The organism is Amycolatopsis sp. NPDC104863 (genome assembly GCF_055582965.1).
The window spans coordinates 286,844-305,858 of the sequence record NZ_JBVJOW010000007.1; the positions used below are offsets into that span (position 1 = coordinate 286,844).

At 73.7% G+C, this 19,015-nt stretch carries 3 protein-coding genes; all 3 read left to right on the top strand.

From position 1 onward, the window contains the following. Nucleotides 1-8 precede the first annotated feature (8 nt). The 3 genes from ACZ63J_RS34760 to ACZ63J_RS34770 are packed head-to-tail and all read left to right on the top strand — an operon-like array spanning nt 9 to nt 17,928. Entirely contained in the window at nt 9-10,475 is a 10,467-nt protein-coding gene (locus tag ACZ63J_RS34760) for an SDR family NAD(P)-dependent oxidoreductase (RefSeq protein ID WP_465398963.1), read from the top strand. Further along, on the top strand, nt 10,475-16,648 hold the full coding sequence (locus tag ACZ63J_RS34765) for a type I polyketide synthase (protein WP_465398964.1): 6,174 nt from the start codon (nt 10,475-10,477) through the stop codon (nt 16,646-16,648). The genes ACZ63J_RS34760 and ACZ63J_RS34765 overlap by 1 nt, the downstream gene beginning before the upstream one ends. 53 nt (nt 16,649-16,701) lie before the next feature. Continuing rightward, nucleotides 16,702-17,928 (top strand): HNH endonuclease signature motif containing protein, encoded by a 1,227-nt coding sequence (locus tag ACZ63J_RS34770; RefSeq protein ID WP_465398965.1) that lies wholly within the window; start codon nt 16,702-16,704, stop codon nt 17,926-17,928. Nucleotides 17,929-19,015: the final 1,087 nt, after the last annotated feature.

Consider the following 19,015-nt stretch of genomic DNA (forward strand, 5'->3'; position numbering starts at 1 on the left):
AGCTCGCGGTGGCGAACGAAGACAAGTACCTCGAATACCTCAAGCGCGCCACGGCGGACCTGCGCGAAACCCGGCGCCGCCTGCGCGAGGTCGAGGAGGCGAGCCGCGAGCCGATCGCGATCGTCGGGATGGCCTGCCGCTTCCCCGGCGGGGTGCGCACGCCCGAGCAGCTCTGGCGGATCGTCGCGGACGGCGTCGACGCGGTCGGCGAGTTCCCCGCCGACCGCGGCTGGGACCTCGCCGAGCTCCACGACCCGACGATGACCCGGCCGGGCACGAGCTACCTCAAGACCGGCGGGTTCCTCGACGACGTCGCCGACTTCGACCCCGCGCTGTTCGGCATCTCGCCGCGCGAGGCCCTGGCAATGGACCCGCAGCAGCGGCTGCTGCTGGAGACGTCGTGGGAGGCCCTCGAGCGCGCCGGGATCGACCCGACGTCGTTGCGCGGCAGCCGGACCGGCGTGTTCGCCGGGATGATGTACCACGACTACCACACGCGGCTCGGCCGGCTGTCCGAGGAGCTGGAGAACTTCCTCGGCAACGGCAACTCCGGCGCGGTCGCCGCCGGGCGCGTCTCCTACACCTTCGGGCTGGAGGGCCCGGCGCTGACCGCGGACACGGCGTGCTCGTCGTCGCTGGTGACGCTGCACCTGGCCGTCCAGGCCCTGCGCAACGGCGAGTGCTCGCTGGCTCTCGCCGGCGGCGTCGCGATGATGGCCATCCCCGAGCCGTACATCCAGTTCAGCCGCCAGCGCGCGCTCGCCAAGGACGGCCGTTGCAAGGCGTTCGCGGACGCCGCCGACGGCACCGGCCTGTCCGAAGGCGCCGGGATGCTGCTGGTGGAGAAGCTGTCCGACGCGCAGCGCAACGGCCACCCGGTGCTCGCGGTCATCCGCGGCTCCGCGGTCAACCAGGACGGCGCGAGCAGCGGCCTCACCGCCCCGAACGGCCCGTCGCAGCAGCGGGTCATCCGGCAGGCGCTGGCCAGCGCCGGACTGTCCACTGCGGACGTCGACACCGTCGAGGGCCACGGCACCGGCACCTCGCTCGGCGACCCGATCGAGGCGCAGGCGCTGCTCGCCACCTACGGCCGGGACCGCGAGGAGCCGCTGTACCTCGGCTCACTCAAGTCGAACCTCGGGCACACCCAGGCCGCGGCCGGGGTCGGCGGGATCATCAAGATGGTCCTCGCGATGCGTCACGACGTCCTGCCGGCCACCCTGCACGTCGACGCGCCGTCGTCCAAAGTGGACTGGACGGCGGGCGCCGTCGAGCTGCTCACCGAGGCGCGCGAGTGGCCACGCGGGGAGAAGCCGCGGCGCGCCGGGATCTCGTCCTTCGGCATCAGCGGGACGAACGCGCACGTCATCATCGAGGAGCCGCCCGCCACGGAACCCGTCGAACGTGCGGCGCAGACACACCCCCACACGCCGTGGGTGCTCTCCGGCAAGACCGCCGACGCCCTGCGCGCCCAGGCCCGTCAGCTCGCCGACCACCTGGGCTCGGACACCGACCCGGCCGCGGCCGCCGCGACGCTGTTCACCGGCCGCGCCCGGCTCGAACACCGCGCGGTGGTGCTGGCCGAGGCCGGTTCGCTGCCGCTCGACGCGCTGGCCGCGATCGCCGAGGGCGCCCAGTCGCCGGACGTCGTCACCGGGACCGGCACGGACGGCGCCCTGGCCGTCCTTTTCTCCGGCCAGGGTTCGCAGCGCCCGGGCATGGGCCGCGAGCTGTACGGCACGTTCGACGTCTTCACGAAGGCCTTCGACGAGACCTGCGCGGCGCTGGACGACCACGCCCGGATCCCGGTCAAGTCCCTGGTGTTCGCCGAGCCGGACACCCCGGAAGCCGAGCTGCTGTACCAGACCGAGCACACCCAGCCCGCGCTGTTCGCGATCGAGGTCGCGCTCTACCGGCTCCTGGAGTCGTTCGGCGTCCGCCCGGACTTCCTGGTCGGCCACTCGATCGGCGAGCTGACCGCCGCGCACGTCGCCGGAGTGCTCTCACTGGCCGACGCGGCCGGGCTGGTCGTCAAGCGTGCCCAGCTCATGCAGACCCTCCCCGCCACCGGCGCGATGGCAACGCTCGCGGCGACGCCGGAGGAGCTCGGACAGCTGCCCGAAGGTGTCTCCGTCGCCGCGATCAACAGCCCGGACTCGCTCGTGATCTCCGGAGACCGCGACGCCGTCACCACGATCGTCGAGGAGTGGAAGGCCCGCGGGCGCAAGGCCAAGGCACTCAAGGTCAGCCACGCCTTCCACTCGCCGCACACCGAGGCGATCCTGCCCGCGTTCCGCGAGTACGCGGCCACGCTGACCTTCCACGAGCCGCGCGTCCCGATCGTCTCCGACGTCACCGGGCAGCTCGCCACGGCCGGGCAGCTGGCCGACCCGGAGTACTGGGCGCGGCACATCCGCGAGGCCGTCCGGTTCGGGCCCGCGGTCGAGACGCTGGCCGCGCACGGGGTCACCGGGTACCTCGAGGTCGGTCCCGACACGACCCTCACGACGCTCGCCGGGCACACCCTCGGCGCCGGCGACCACGCCGCCGCGGCGCTGCTGCACCCCGGCAAGCCCGAGGAACGCAGTGTGCTCGCCGCACTGTCCACTTTGTACGCGCGCACCGCGGTCAAGCCCGACCTGAGTGCCTGGCTCCCGGCCCGGGACACGGCCGCGCTGCCGACGTATGCCTTCCAGCACAAGCGTTTCTGGCTGGACGCGACGGACACGAGCGGCAACGTCGCGACCGCCGGGCTCGGCGCCGCCGGGCACCCGCTGCTCGGCGCGGCCACCGGGCTAGCGGGCGGGGACGGCTTCCTGTTCACCGGCCGCCTCTCGACGGCGACGTCACCCTGGCTCGCCGAGCACGTGGTGCTGGGCAGCGTCCTGCTCCCGGCGACGGCGTACGTCGACATCGCGCTGCACACCGGCGCCCACGTCGGCGCGGACCAGCTCGCCGAGCTGACCCTCGCCGCGCCGCTGGTGATCCCGGCCGACGGCGCGGTGCGGCTGCAGGTGTTCGCCGGCCCGGCCGACGACCAGGGCCGCCGCGAGCTGACCGTGCACTCCCGCGACGAGCGCGCGGACGACGACGAGCCGTGGCAGCTGCACGCCACCGGCCTGCTCGCCACCGGCGTCCCGGCCCAGCCGGAAACCCTGGTGTGGCCGCCGAAGGACGCCACCGCCGTCGACGTCTCCGAGCTGTACACCGGGCTCGCCGGGGCCGGGCTCGACTACGGGCCCGCGTTCAGCACCGTGCGCGCCGCGTGGCGCCGCGGTGACGAGATCTTCACCGAGGCCACCCTGCCCGAGGACCACCACGACGAGGCCGCGGCCTTCGGCCTGCACCCGGCGCTGCTCGACGCCGCCCTGCACGGCATCGCGCTCTTCGCCGAAGACGGTGCCGCGCCGGAGCTGCCGTTCGCCTGGCAGACCGTCGCCCTGCACGCCGTCGGCGCCACCGAACTGCGCGTGCGCCTGGTCCGCGGAGACGGCACAGTGGCCGTCGAGGTCTTCGACGGCGCCGGCACGCCGGTGCTGACCGCGGAGTCCCTGCGGACGCGTGCCGCGGAACGGCCCCAGGCCCGTGCGGAGTCGGTGTACCAGGTCGACTGGACCGTCCTCGACCCCGCCGAGGCGCCGAAGCCGGAGCGGATCGGGGTTCTCGGCGCCGACCAGATCGGCCTGCCCGCGGCCGTGCGCTACCTCGACGTCTCGGCCGTGGCCGCCGCGCAGGAGCTGCCGGAGGTCGTGTTCGCCGCGCTGTGCCAGCACGGTTCCGGTGACCTCGCGGCCGACACGCACACCGCGGCCGAGCAGGCGCTGACCCTGGTGCGGGCGTGGCTGGCGGACGCCCGGCTCGAAGCCGTGACGCTCGTCCTGGTCACCCGCGGCGCGGTCGCGACCGGCGACGAGGACGTGCCCGACCTCGCGCATGCCCCGGTCTGGGGCCTGGTGCGGTCCGCGCAGTCGGAGCACCCGGGCCGGTTCGTGCTGCTGGACACCGACGGGCCCGTCGCGGCGGACCCGGTGTTCGCGGCGCTGGCCGCGGGCGAACCGCAGCTGGCCCTGCGCGGTGACCGCGTGCTCGCCCCGCGCCTGACCACCGCGCATCTGTCCACTGTGGACGCGCCGGTGTTCTCTCCGGACAGCACGGTCCTGATCACCGGCGGCACCGGCGGGCTCGGCTCGGCCGTGGCCCGGCACGTGGCCGCGTCCGGCGCTCGTCTCGTCCTGCTGTCCCGCCGTGGCCTCGACGCTCCCGGCGCGGCGGAGCTGCGGGACGAGCTGGGTGCCGACATCGTCGCCGCCGACGTCACCGACCGCGCCGCCTTGGCGGACGTCCTGAGCCGTTTCGCCGTCACCGGTGTTGTCCACACGGCCGGGGTGCTCGAAGACGGCCTCGTCGACAGCCTGACTCCCGAGCAGCTCCACCGGGTCCTGGCCGCCAAGGTCGACGCCGCCACGCACCTGCACGAGCTGACGGCGGACCTCGAGCAGTTCGTGCTGTTCTCTTCGGCGTCGGGTGTGCTCGGCAGCCCCGGCCAGGCCAACTACGCCGCGGCCAACACCTTCCTCGACGCCCTCGCGCAGCACCGCCGCGCGAACGGCCAGGCCGCGCACTCGCTGGCCTGGGGCTCCTGGGAGCACACCGCGGCCGGCATGACCACCGAGCTGACCGACGCCGACCGCGAGCGGCTCCAGCGCTCCGGCGTCACCGAGCTGAGTGTCACCGAGGGCCTGCGGCTGTTCGACCTGACCTGCGCCACCGACCGCGCGCTGCTGGTGCCGATCCGCCTGGACCGCGCCGCGCTGGCCGCGGTGCCCGACCTGCCGCCGCTGCTGCGCGGCCTGGTGCGCACGCCGCGTCGTCGCGCCGCTCAGGCCGTTCCCCAGGCCGCGACCGGCGGGTTCACCTCGGTCGAGGAGCTGTCCGAGCTGGTCCGCGGCCAGGTCGCCGCCGTGCTCGGCCACGACTCGGCCGCCGACGTCGAGGAGCACAGCGCGTTCAGCGAGCTCGGCTTCGACTCGCTCACCGCGGTCGAGCTGCGCAACCAGCTCGCCGCCGCGACCGGCCTGCGGCTGCCGGCGACGCTGATCTTCGACTACCCGAACCCGAAGGTCCTGGCCGCGCACCTCGCGGCCGAGCTGCTCGGCGCCGACGCCGCCGTGACCGCGGTGACCGGCACGAAGGCGGCCGCCGACGACCCGATCGCCGTCGTCTCGATGGCCTGCCGGTTCCCCGGCGGGGTCAGCTCGCCCGAGGGGCTGTGGGACCTGGTCAGCACCGGCGCCGACGCGATCGGCGACTTCCCGGCCGACCGCGGCTGGGACCTCGACGGCCTCTACGACCCGGACCCGGACCGCTCGGGCAAGCTCTACACCACGCGCGGCGGCTTCCTGTACGACGCCGGGGACTTCGACGCCGAGTTCTTCGGCATCTCCCCGCGTGAGGCACTGGCCACCGACCCGCAGCAGCGCCTGCTGCTGGAGACGTCGTGGGAGGCCATCGAGCGCGCGGGCATCAACCCGCGGTCCCTGCGCGGCAGCCAGACGGGCGTGTTCGCCGGGGTCATGGGCGCCACCTACGGCACCGGCATCGGCGACATCCCGGACGAGGTCGAAGGCCACTTGAGCACGGGCGCGGCGGGGAGTGTCGTGTCCGGGCGCGTCTCCTACACGTTCGGTCTCGAAGGCCCGTCGATGAGCATCGACACGGCGTGTTCGTCCTCGCTGGTCGCGCTGCACCTCGCCGCTCAGGCCCTGAGCTCGGGGGAGTGCTCGCTCGCGCTGGCCGCCGGGGTGCACGTCACACCGACCCCGGACGCGTTTGTGTTCTTCAGCCGGCAGCGCGCGCTCGCCGCCGACGGCCGCTGCAAGGCCTTCTCCGAAGACGCCGACGGGTTCGGCGCCGCGGAAGGCGTCGGCGTGGTGGTGCTCGAACGGCTTTCCGAGGCGCGGCGGCACGGGCACCCGGTGCTCGCGGTCCTGCGCGGCTCGGCGGTCAACCAGGACGGCGCGTCGAACGGGCTCTCCGCGCCCAACGGGCCCTCCCAGCAGCGGGTGATCCGCCAGGCGCTGGCCAACGCCGGACTGTCCACTTCGGACGTCGACACCGTCGAGGCGCACGGCACCGGCACCCCGCTGGGCGACCCGATCGAGGTCCAGGCACTGCAGGCCACCTACGGCGCCGGCCGCGCCGAGGACCGGCCGCTGTGGCTGGGCTCGCTGAAGTCGAACATCGGCCACGCCCAGGGCGCGGCCGGCATCGGCGGTGTGATCAAGATGGTGCAGGCGCTGCGCACCGGCGTCCTGCCGAAGACGCTGCACGCCGGGACGCCGTCGGAGAAGATCGAGTGGGACGGCGGTGGTGTGCGGCTGCTGCAGGAGTCCCAGTCGTGGCCCGAGACCGGCGCGCCGCGCCGGGCCGCCGTGTCGTCGTTCGGGATCAGCGGCACCAACGCGCACGTCGTCCTGGAGCAGGCTCCGGAAGCCGCCGTCACCGCGGCCGGGGACGCGCCGGTCGTGCCCGTGCTGCTCTCCGGCAAGACGCCGGAAGCCCTGCGGGGGCAGGCTTCCCGGCTGCACGACCAGCTCCTGGCCGACCCGGATCTGGCCCTGGCGGACCTCGGCCACTCCCTGGTGGCCGGCCGCACGGCGTTCACCCATCGGGGCGCGGTGGTCGCCGCGGACCGCGACGAGCTCCTCGCCGGGCTGGCCGGGCTGGCCGCGGGCGAGGACGAGAACGTCGTCGTCGGCAGCGGTTCGGGGTCGGACCGGGTGCTCATGGTCTTCCCGGGCCAGGGTGCGCAGTGGGTCCACATGGGACTCGACCTCGCCGAGCACGAACCGGTTTTCGCCGCCCGGCTGCGGGAGTGCGACCAGGCGCTGGGCGAGTTCGTCGACTGGTCGCTGTTCGACGTGCTCGCCGACGAGGCCGCGCTCGAGCGGATGGACGTCGTGCAGCCGGCGCTGTGGGCCGTGATGGTCTCCCTGGCCGAGCTGTGGCGCTCCTACGGCGTGGTCCCGGCCGGGGTGGTCGGCCACTCGCAGGGGGAGATCGCCGCGGCCACCGTGTCGGGCGCGCTGTCCCTGCAGGACGGCGCCCGGGTTGTCGCCCTCCGTGCCAAGGCGTTGCTTTCGCTGGAAGGTGTCGGCGGAATGGCTTCGGTGCTGTTGACGCCGGAGCAGGCCGCGGCGGCGATCGAGCCGTGGGGCCTGACGGTCGCCGTGGTCAACGGCCCGTCCCAGGTCATCGTCGCCGGGGACACCGAGGCGCTGGACGGCTTCGGCGCGGCCTGCGAGCGGGACGGCGTCCGCTACCGCCGGGTCAACGTCGGGTTCGCGTCGCACCACCCGAGCGTCGGGCAGTGCGAAGCCGAGATCACCGAGGCACTGCGGCCGGTCCGCCCGGCGGGCACCGACCTCCCGTTCTTCTCGTCGACCCGCGGCGAGGCGATCGACACCGCGCTGCTGACCGGGGACTACTGGTTCGAGAACACCCTCAACCCGGTCCAGTTCCACACCACGGTGCTCGCCGCGCTGGCCCAGGGCTTCACGCACCTGGTGGAGGTCAGCCCGCACCCGGTGCTCGGCGGCCCGCTGGAAGACGCGGCGGCCACCGCCGGGCGTCCGGTCCCGGTGCTGGGCACCCTGCACCGCGACGGCGGTCAGCGCCGGTTCCTCACCTCGGCGGCCGAGCTGCACGCCCACCACGGCTCCGTCGACTGGTCGGCGTTCTTCACCCGCAGCGGCGCGCGGCAGATCCCGTTGCCCACCTACGCCTTCCAGCGTCGCCGCTACTGGCTGACGCCGGCGCCGGGCCAGGGCACCGGCCACACCGCCGGGCTCAACCGCAGCGGCCACCCGATCCTGACCGGCGTCACCGACCTGCCCGAGAGCGGCACCCACCTGTTCACCGGGCAGCTGTCGCTCGGCAGCCACCCGTGGCTGGCCGACCACGCGGTCAACGGCGACCCGCTGCTGCCGGGCACGGCCCTGCTCGACCTCGCGCTGCACGCGGGTTCGCGCACCGGCCGCCCGCACGTCGCCGAGCTGACGCTGCAGAGCCCGCTGATGCTGCCCGCGCGGGGCGCGGTCCAGCTGCAGGTGACCGTCGGCGCGGGTGGCGAGCTCGACATCCACTCCCGCGGCGCCGACGAGGACAGCCAGGGCCCGTGGCTCCGGCACGCCACCGGCCTGCTCACCGAGTCGGCTCCCGCGGCGGACTTCGCGCTCACGGCGTGGCCGCCGGTGGGCGCCGAGGAGATCGACCTCGACGGCCTCTACGAGGAGCTCGCCGGGAGCGGGTTCACCTACGGCCCGGCGTTCCAGGGCCTGCGGGCCGCCTGGCGCGACGGCGACGACGTCTACGCCGAGGTCGAGCTGCCTGAGCCGGTCAGCGAAGGTGCCACGGGCTTCGGCGTGCACCCTGCCCTGCTGGACGCCGTGCTGCACGCGATGTCGCTCGGCGAGTTCGTCACCCCGAGCGAGGACCCGGACGTGATCCGGCTGCCGTTCTCGTGGGGCGGGGTGAGCCTGCACGCGACCGGCGCGACCACGCTGCGCGCCCGGCTTTCCCCCGCGGCGAAGAACATCGTCGCGGTGCACCTCGCCGACCCGGCCGGGGCGCCGGTCGCCGCGATCGAGGCCGTCGAGTCCGCGGAGGTGGACACACGGCAGCTCGGCGCGTCCGCCGTCACCGCGAACGACACGCTGTTCGGTCTGGACTGGACGCCGGTCGGCCTGCCCGCCGCGGCCGCCGAGGGGGTCGCCCTGCTCGGGGTGGACCACCACGGTGCCGGCACGGTCTTCCCCTCGGCCGGCGATTCCGCCGAGGTCGTCCTGGCCGCGCCGCAGTCCGTCGGCGCGGCTCTGGACCTCCTGCAGAGCTGGCTCGCCGACGACCGCGAGGAGCGGCTGGTGCTGCTGACCGCCCTGGCCGCCGGCCCGGACGTCACCGACCTCACAACCGCGGGGATCTGGGGCCTGACGCGGTCCGCGCTGTCCGAGCACGGCGACCGGTTCGCGCTGGTCGACCTGGACGGCAGCGCGGAGTCGCTGGCGGCGCTGCCCGCGGCGATCCGCAGCAGCGAGCCGGAACTGCTGCTGCGCAAGGGTTCCGCGCTGGCTCCGCGCCTGACGCGGACGCCGGAAGCGGTCGCGGCGCCGCGGACGTTCGATCCCGACGGCACCGTGCTGGTCACCGGCGGCACCGGCGTCCTCGGCTCGCTCGTCGCCCGGCACCTGGTGGCTTCGGGCGCCCGGCACCTGCTGCTCACCTCCCGGTCCGGGGCCACCGCGCCGGGCGCGGAGGAGCTGCGCGCCGAGCTGACCGCGCTCGGGGCGTCGGTGACGCTGGCCGCGTGCGACACGGCCGACCGCGACGCGCTGTCGGCGGTGCTGGACGGGGTGCCCGGCGACCACCCGCTGACCGCGGTGATCCACACCGCCGGGGTGCTCGACGACGCCGTCGTCACCAACCTGACCCACGAGCAGCTCGAGCGTGTCCTGCGCCCGAAGGCCGCCGCGGCCTGGAACCTGCACGAGCTGACGAAGGACGCCGACCTGGCCGAGTTCGTCCTGTTTTCCTCGGCCGGCGGGGTCTTCGGCGCGCCCGGCCAGGCGAACTACGCGGCGGCCAACACCTACCTCGACGCGCTCGCGCAGTACCGCGTCGCGCAGGGGCTGCCGGCCTGCTCGCTGGCGTGGGGCCTCTGGGCGGACACGAGTGTGCTCACCGAGGACCTCAGCGCGGCCGACCGGGCGCGGCTGGGCGCCGGGCTGAGCGCGTCGGAAGGGCTCGCGCTGTTCGACACGGCCCGCGCCCACGGCGCGGCGGTGCTCGTGCCGGCCAAGCTCGACCTCGCCGGGCTGCGCGCCCGGTCCGCCGAGGTCCCGCTGCTGCTGCGCGGGGTCGTCCGCGCGACGACGTCCCTGCGGACGGCCGCGGCGGCGTCGGCGGCTTCCGCGGACGCGCTGCGGCAGCGGCTCACGCCGATGACCGGCGCCGAGCGTGAGCAGGTCCTGCGTGACCTGGTGCTCACCGAGGTCGGCAAGGTGCTCGGCTTCACGGCCGGCACGCCGGTCGACCCGGCCCGGGCGTTCACCGAGCTCGGCTTCGACTCGCTGACCGCGGTGGACCTGCGCAACCGCCTCGGCGCGGCAACCGGCATCCGGCTGCCCGCGACGCTCGTCTTCGACTACCCGACGGCGAACGCGCTGGTCGAGTACCTCGACGGCGAGCTGGCCCCGGCCGAGCCCGCGGCGCCGCCGGTGCTCGCCGAGCTCGACCGGCTGGAGGCCACGCTCACCGGGGTCGAGGGCGACGTGCGCGAGCAGGTCCGCGACCGGCTGGCGGTGCTGCTCGGCGCCTGGGACGAGGAGCGGCCCGGTGACGACGTCGCCGACCGGATCTCCGCGGCCAGCGACGACGAAATGTTCGAGTTCATCGGCAAGGAACTGGGGATCTCCTGATGACCACGACCGAGGACAAGCTCCGGCACTTCCTCAAGCAGGTGACCACCGAGCTGCACCAGACCCGGCAGCGGCTGGCCAAGGCCGAGGAGGAGGCCGCCGACCCGGTGGTGATCGTCGGGATGGCCTGCCGGTTCCCCGGCGGCGTCGACTCGCCGGAAGCGTTGTGGCGGCTGGTTTCCGACGGCGTCGACGCGGTGGGGGAGTTCCCCGCCGACCGCGGCTGGGACCTCGAGAGCCTCTACGACCCGGACGGCGCCGACGCGTCGTACACGCGGCACGGCGGTTTCCTCGACGGCGCTGCGGAGTTCGACGCGGGGCTGTTCGGCATCTCGCCGCACGAAGCGCTGGGCATGGACCCGCAGCAGCGGCTGCTGCTCGAGACGTCGTGGGAAGCGCTGGAGCACGGCGGCATCAACCCGCTGTCGCTGCGGCGCGCCAAGGTCGGGGTGTTCGTCGGGCTGATGAACAGCAGCTACGCCAGCGGCGCCACGGAGATCCCAGCGGAGACCGAAGCCCACGCGGCGCTCGGAAACTCGACCAGCATCGCGTCGGGCCGCATCTCCTACACCTTCGGCCTCGAAGGGCCTTCGGTCAGCGTCGACACGGCGTGCTCGTCGTCGCTGGTCACGCTGCACCTCGCCGCGCAGGCGCTGCGCAACGGCGAGTGCTCGCTGGCGCTGGCCGGCGGCGCCACCGTCGTCGCCCAGCCGGACGCGTTCATCAGCTTCAGCCAGCAGAAGGCCCTGTCCCGCGACGGCCGGTGCCGCGCGTTCGCCGAGGAGGCCGACGGGTTCGGCATGGCCGAAGGCGCCGGAATGCTGGTGCTGGAACGGCTTTCCGAAGCGCGGCGGCTCGGGCACCCGGTGCTCGCCGTGGTCCGCGGCTCGGCGGTGAACTCCGACGGCGCGTCCAACGGGCTGACCGCGCCGAACGGCCCCTCGCAGCAGCGGGTGATCCGGGAGGCTCTCGCCGCCGCCGGACTGTCCACTTCGGACGTCGACGCGGTGGAGGCGCACGGCACCGGGACGTCGCTCGGCGACCCGATCGAGGCGCAGGCGCTGTTCGCCACCTACGGCCGGGACCGCGCGGCCGACCGGCCACTGCTGCTCGGCTCGCTGAAGTCGAACATCGGGCACTCCCAGGCCGCGGCCGGTGTCGGCGGGATCATCAAGATGGTGCAGGCGCTGCGGGCCGGTGTGGTGCCGCGGACGCTGCACTCCGCGAACCCGTCGTCCCATGTGGACTGGAGCTCGGGCGCGGTCGAGCTGGTGCCGGAGAACGTGCCGTGGCCGGAGACCGGCCGCCCGCGGCGCGCGGCCGTGTCGTCGTTCGGGATCAGCGGCACGAACGCGCACGTCATCCTGGAGCAGGCCGAGCCTTTTGTCGTGGAGTCGCCGGAAGGCGCGTTCCCGCTGGTCCTGTCGGGCAAGACGGCTTCCGCGCTGCGGGACCAGGCCGCCGCTCTGCGTGACTCTCTCGCGTCGGGGTTCAACCGGACCGACGTCGCGCGCACTCTCGCTTCCGGCCGCGCCGCGCTCGCCCACCGCGCGGCCGTGGTCGGCTCGGACGTCCTCGCCGGCCTGGACGCGCTGGCCGAGGACCGGCCGAGCGACCTGGTCGTCACCGGGGTGACCCGGTCGCCGGGCAAGGTGGCGTTCGTCTTCCCGGGCCAGGGTTCGCAGTGGCCCGCGATGGCTCGTGCGCTGCTCGAGACGGCGCCCGCGTTCGCCGACGCGGCCGAGGAGTGCGCGAAGGCGTTCGACGCGCACCTCGACTGGTCCGTGCTGGCGGTGCTGCGCGAAGAACCCGGCGCGCCCGAGCTGAACCGCATCGACGTGATCCAGCCGGTGCTGTTCACGGTGATGGTGTCGCTGGCGGAGCTGTGGCGCGCCCACGGCGTCCAGCCGGCGGCGGTCGTCGGGCACTCGCAGGGCGAGGTCGCCGCCGCGTACGTCGCCGGCGGCCTGGACCTCGACGACGCGGCGCTGATCGTCGCGGCGCGCAGCAAGGTCTCGGCGCGGCTGTCCGGCCACGGCGCGATGGCGACGGTGGCGCTCAGCCAGGAGCAGCTCACGCCGCGCCTTTCGCCGTGGGGCGACCGGCTGTCGGTCGCGACGGTCAACAGCGCGTCCTCCTGCGGCGTCTCCGGCGAGCCCGAGGCGCTGACGGAGTTCCTCGCGGCGTGCGAGACCGACGGCGTCTGGGCGAAGCGGGTGCCGGGCCTGGACACCGCGGCCCACTCCGCGCAGGTCGACGCCCTGCGTGACGACCTGCTGCACGACCTGGCGGGGATCAAGCCCCGCCGGTCGACGATCCCGATGTACTCGACGGTGACCGGTTCGGTGCAGGACACCGCGGGCTTCGACGCGGAGTACTGGTACCGGAACCTGCGCCAGCCTGTGCTGTACCAACCGGCGGTCGCGGCGCTGGCCGAAGACCGGCACACGGTGTTCGTCGAGTGCAGCCCGCACCCGGTGATCGTGCTGCCGACCCGCCAAACGCTGGAAGGCACGGACGCGGCAGTGGTCGGCTCGTTGCGCCGCTCCGACGGCGGCCTGCCGCGGTTCTTCGCCGCGCTTGCCGAAGCGCACGTGCACGGCGCGGTGGTGGACTGGGCGGGCGTGATCGGCGGCGGCTTCACCGACCTCCCGACGTACCGTTTCCAGCGACAGCGCTACTGGCTGGACACGCTCCGCACGGCGTCGGGCGACGTCTCGGTGGCCGGCCTCACGGCGACGGGCCACCCGCTGCTGGGCGCGGCGGTGCCGCTCCCGGAGTCGGACGCGGTGCGGTACACGGGCCGCGTCTCCCTGGCGACGCACCCGTGGCTCGCGGACCACGCGGCGATGGACGCGGTGCTCCTGCCGGGCACGGCGTTTGTCGAGATGGCTGTGTCCGCCGGCGCCGAGTGGGGCTACGGGACGCTGGCCGACCTCACTCTGGCGGCACCGCTGCCGCTGTCTTCTTCGGTGCAGCTGCACCTGGCGCTGGGCCCAGCGGGGGACACGCGCTCGGTGGACGTCTACTCGCGGACCGACGAGGGTTCGTGGACCTTGCACGCCACGGGTTCGCTGGCTCCGACGTCTCCGCCGGTGGCTTCGGTGGGGCCGTGGCCGCCCGCGGATGCCGCGCCGGTGGATCTCGAGCACATCTATGCGGAGCTGTCGGCGATCGGGCTGGTGTACGGACCTTCGTTCCAGGGCCTGCGTGCCGCTTGGCGGCGGGGCGAGGAGGTTTTTGCGGAGGTCGAGCTGGAGTCCGGTCCGGACGGGTTCACGCTGAGTCCCGCGTTGATGGACGCTTCGTTGCACGGGGCGTTGCTCGGCGGGTTGCTGGGTAATGGACGTCCGGGTCTGCCGTTTTCCTTCACGGGGGCGCGAGTGTCGGCGTCTTCGGCGACTTCGCTGCGGGTGCGGCTGTCGCCGGGCCCGTCGGGGATGCGGTTGGAGGCGGTGGATTCCGCTGGTGAGCCGGTGTTCTCGGTGGACGCGGTGCAGACGCGGGACCTGCCGTCGGCGGGTCTTGAGCCGCTGTATCGGGTTGATTGGGTGCCGGTTGTGGTGTCGGAGTCCACTGTGGATGTTGCGCTGCTGGGGCCGGATCGGCTGGGCCTCGCGCTCGGCGCCGGTGCCGTAACCGGGCTGGACTCGTCCGCCGCCGCGGTGCTGGTGCCGGATGGGCCCGGCCTCGCGTCCGGCGGGCCGATCGGCCTCGGCCTCCCGGCGTCAGGTTCGGACCGGCCGGGCCTCGCGTCCGGCGCCGGTGCCGTAACCGGGCTGGACTCATCCGCTGCCGCGGTGGGCAATACGTCCGGCGCTGCCGCCGTGACCGGGTCGGACTCGTCCACCGCCGCGATGCTGGTGCCGGATCGGCCCGGCGTCGCCGCCGTGACCAGCCCGCTCGGCCTCAACCTCCCAGTCATCGAGTCCCCGGCTTTCGCCCCCGCGATCGTCCTGACCACAGTGGACGATTCCGGCCCAGACCTCCCCACAGCAGCCGGAAACGTCGCCCGCTCCACCCTCGACCTCATCCAACGCTGGCTGGCCGAAGCCCCCACCACCAGCAAACTGGTCGTCGTCACCCGCGGGGTCGCCGCGGCAACCGCGCGCGGCCTGCTGCGCTCGGCCTCCGCGGAGGAGCCCGGCCGCTTCGCCCTCATCGACCTCGACGAAACCCCCGAATCCCTCGCCCTCCTCCCGGCCGCCCTGGCCACCGGCGAACCCGAGCTGGCCCTGCGCGAAGGCGTCGCGCTCGCACCCCGCCTGGCAAAAACCCCGCCGTCCGAAGGAATCCGTCCCCTCGACCCCGAAGGCACGGTCCTGATCACCGGCGGCACAGGCGCGGTGGGCGCGCTGCTGGCCCGTCACCTCGTCACGGCGTACGGCATCCGCAACCTCCTCCTGCTCAGCCGCCGAGGCCCCGAGGCCCCGGGCGCCGACGCCCTCGCGGCCGACCTCGCCGAGCTCGGCGCCACGGTCACGATCGCCGCCTGCGACACCGCCGACCGCACCCGCCTCGCCGAAGTCCTGCGCACGATCCCGGCGGCGCACCCGCTCACCGCCGTGGTGCACTCCGCGGTCGTCCTCGACGACGGCCTGGTCAGCAGCCTCACCCCGGACCGGCTCGAGCGCGTTCTGCGCGCAAAGGTCGACGCGGCAGTGGCCCTCCACGACCTGACCGCCGACCTGGATCTGGCTGCGTTCGTACTGTTCTCGTCCGCGGCGGGCGTCTTCGGCAACCCGGGCCAGGGCGCGTACGCGGCGGCGAACGTCTTCCTCGACGCCTTCGCCGAACACCGCCGCGCCCAAGGACTTCCGGCGCACTCGATGGCCTGGGGCCTGTGGGAGGAACGCGGCGAGTCGACGGCCACGGTGTCCGGCGGCGGCCTCTCCACCGAGTCGGGTCTCGCGTTGTTCGACGCGGCACTCGCCGGCGACGAGGTCCTCACGGTGCCGATCCGCCTGGACGTCCCCGCCGTCCTGCGTGCCCAAGACGGTGACGTGCCGCCCCTGCTGCGCGGCCTGGTACGCGCGCCCGCCCGGCGCAAGACGAGCTCCGCGTCGCAGTTCCGCACGCGGATCGCCGCCGCGGACCCGGCGGAGGCCGAGAAGCTCCTGGTCGACCTGGTGCGCGGCCACCTCGCCGACGTCCTCGGCCACGAAGACACCACCGACATCGCGGCGGGCGCGCGGTTCCTCGAGCTGGGCGTCGACTCGCTGACCGGCGTCGAACTGCGCAACCGCATCAACAGCGCCACCGGACTCACGTTGCCCGCGACGCTGGTGTTCGAGCAGCCGACCGTCCTCGACGTCGCCCAATCGGTGGCGTCGGCGCTGAGCGACACGCCGCAGCCGACCCCCGAACCGGCGGGCCTGTTCGGCCCGATGCTGGCGGAGGCGGGCCGGACGGGCCGTTTCGGCGAGTTCGTCGAGCTCCTGGCGCGCGCGGCCCGGTTCCGCCCGACGTTCGAGGAGGGCGCGCGCCCCGACGGCGTCGACGTCGTGCGCCTGGCCAAGGGCGGCGCGGGGACCGAGCTGATCTGCGTGCCGTCGGTGCTGGCGATGTCCGGGCCGCAGGAGTACGCGCGGTTCGCGGCGGCCCTGCGCGACTTGCGGGACACGTCGGTCCTGACGCTGCCCGGTTACCACGCGGACGAGCTGCTGCCGACGTCGATTCCGGCGCTGGTGTCAGTCTTGGCCGAGGTGTTGCTGCGGCACACGGAAGGCCGTCCGTTCGCGCTGGCGGCGCATTCGTCGGGCGGCCCGGTGGCGCACGAACTGGCGCGTCTGCTGGCGTCTCGCGGCGCGGCGCCGCGGGGAGTGGCGCTTCTGGACACGTATCTGCAGAGCGCGGACGTCCTGGCCGACGTCCAGGGTGACCTGGCGGGGGAGATGTCCGGCGCCGCAGTCGGCGACGCCCGCCTGACGGCGATGGGCGGCTACCTGGAGATCTTCGACGGCTGGGTGCCTTCTTCGCTCCCTACGCCGACTCTCCTGCTGCGAGCGTCATCCCCGCTGCCGTCGTGGTCCGACCGTCCGGACTGGCAGGCGACGTGGGAGCTCCCAGCGTCCATTGTGGACACGCCGGGTGACCATTTCTCGATGATGCGCGAGCACGCGTCTTCCACGGCCCGGAGCGTGCACGACTGGCTGGCGGATCTCCAGTCGTGACTTCACCTGATCGAGTGGTGAACTTGTGTTCGAAGCTCGGTAACGTCGAAGCCATGGACAGACACCTGTGGCAAGCCGACGCGGAGGCCCTCGCCGACCGCGTCGGCTTGCTGCTGTCCCGAATTCGCGCCACGGAAGCGGAACTCGGGGCGGTGCTGACGGAGATCGCGGACCGCGGTGTCATGGACTTGTACGGATACCGTTCCCTGACCCGCTGGCTCGAGCACAGGGCCGACATCCCCCGCCGCGCGGCGGACAAACTCGTCAAGCGCGCGCAGGTCCTGAACCCGTCACACCACCTGGACGGCACGGTCGAGCCCGCATTGGCCCCAGCGACGGGCGAAGCAGCCCGCGCGGGCAAACTGAGCGATGCGACGATCGACGCGATCACCGAGACGTTGCGCCAGATCCCACCCGAGGAACGCGAACAGGCGGAGCACCAGCTCCTGAATCTGGCGGACCAAGCCGGCCCGGCCCAGGTCGCGGCAGCCGGCCACCGCATCATCGCCCACCTGGAACCGGACGGACCGGAACCGGACATCACCGAGCCACCCACGCCCGACCGCGAGTTGACGTTGCGCCGCAAGAGAACCGGAGTATGGGAGCTCAAGGGCAGGTTCGACGACGAGACCGGCACCCGAGCCAACGCACTGCTGGATTCCCTGTCCGAGCGCCGCACCTCCGACGACGGCCCCGACCTCCGCAGCCCAGCCGAGCGACTGGGCGACGCATTCTCCGACGCGGTAGACCTGGCCCTGAACTCACCGGCGCTGCCCACCCAGGCAGGCGAACGAGCGCACGTGATGGTCGCGGTGTCCTTGGAGAACCTGAAATCCGGCACAGGCAAGGCAACCCTGGGCGACACAGCGGAGATCACGGCGGCGGAGGCAAGAGTCCACGCATGCGACGCAATGGTGATCCCGGCAGTATTGGGTGGCAAGAACGAACCCCTGAACTTGGGCCGCCTACGCCGCCTGATCTCCGCGGGCTTGCGCCGAGCGTTGTACCTCCGAGACCGCGGCTGCGCTTTCCCAGGATGTCATCGCCCGCCCCGCCACTGCCAGGGCCACCACATAAAGCACTGGTCCGAAGGCGGCCCAACGGACCTGACGAACACGGTCCTCCTGTGCGGCCACCACCACCGCCTGCTGCATCGATCGGGCTGGAAGGTCCGCCTGGCACCAGACGGCCAACCGGAGTTCATCCCACCCCAGTACCTAGACCCAAGCCGAAGACCCAGGCGCAACAACCTGCACCCACCACTACCGTTCGCCGCCTAGACAAAGGACACCCACGGTCCGACTCCGCACGACGGCAGAGGGCACTTCCACCTCCCCGCCGCGCCGGCCACCCGCCCCGACGCGGAGTAGCTCTCAGCCCCGCGGCCACGTCTCAACCACCGCGCCACCGCGCTGGGAATGCCACCTACGATCCAGCGGAACCCTGCCCCGCCGCGGAGTAACCCCGACCCGCAGCCAGCGCGGTTGCGCGCCGGCCGCCATGCCCGCGGTGGCAGGAGAGCCGAAGATGCAACCGTAACTTGCCCCGATGCGGAGTAGCCGCCGAACCCGCAGCCAGCGCGGCTGCGCGGCGGCCGCCATGCCTGCGGTGGCAGGAGAGCCGAAGATGCAACCGAAACCCTGCCCCCCGCCGCGGAGTAGCCGCCGGACCCGCGGCCATCGCGGTTGCGCGCCAGCCGCCACGCCCACCGCGGCAGGAGAGCCGAAGGCGCAACCGAAACCCTGTCCCGCCGCGGAGTAACCCCAGACCCGCGGCCACCGCGGCTGCGCGCCGGCCGCTATGCCCGCGGTGGCAGGAGAGCCGAGGATGCAACCGGAACCTGCCCCTGACGCGGGGTAGCCCAGACCCGCAGCCAGCGCGGCTGCGCGCCGGCCGCCATGCCTGCGATGGCAGGAGAGCCGAAGATGCAACCGAAATCCTGCTCCGCCGCGGAGTAACCCCGGACCCGCGGCCACCGCGGCTGCGCGCCAACTGCCATGCCTGCGGCGGCGGGCATGATGTCACCGGCCACCTCCACTGGCGCGGAGTAGCTCTCGGACCCGCAATCACCGCGGCTGCGCGCCAGCCCCCACGCCTACGGCGGCGAGAGAGCCGGGCACGCCACTCACGATGCGTCCGACATCCCAGCACTGGCGCGGGTAGCTCTCGGACCCGCAGCCATGGCGTGCCTGGCCGCGGCTCCCTGCGGAACCACCCTCGGCACGGCTCGCAGCTGACCCCACGGGAAGCCACCTGGCGCCGCTCGTCCCGGCTCCGGCCCAGCGAAGGCGGTTTACGCGAGTTTCTTCCGCACGCCCACCAGCCGGGGCCGCCGACAGCAAAGCGGCAGCCCTCAAGGAACCGCCG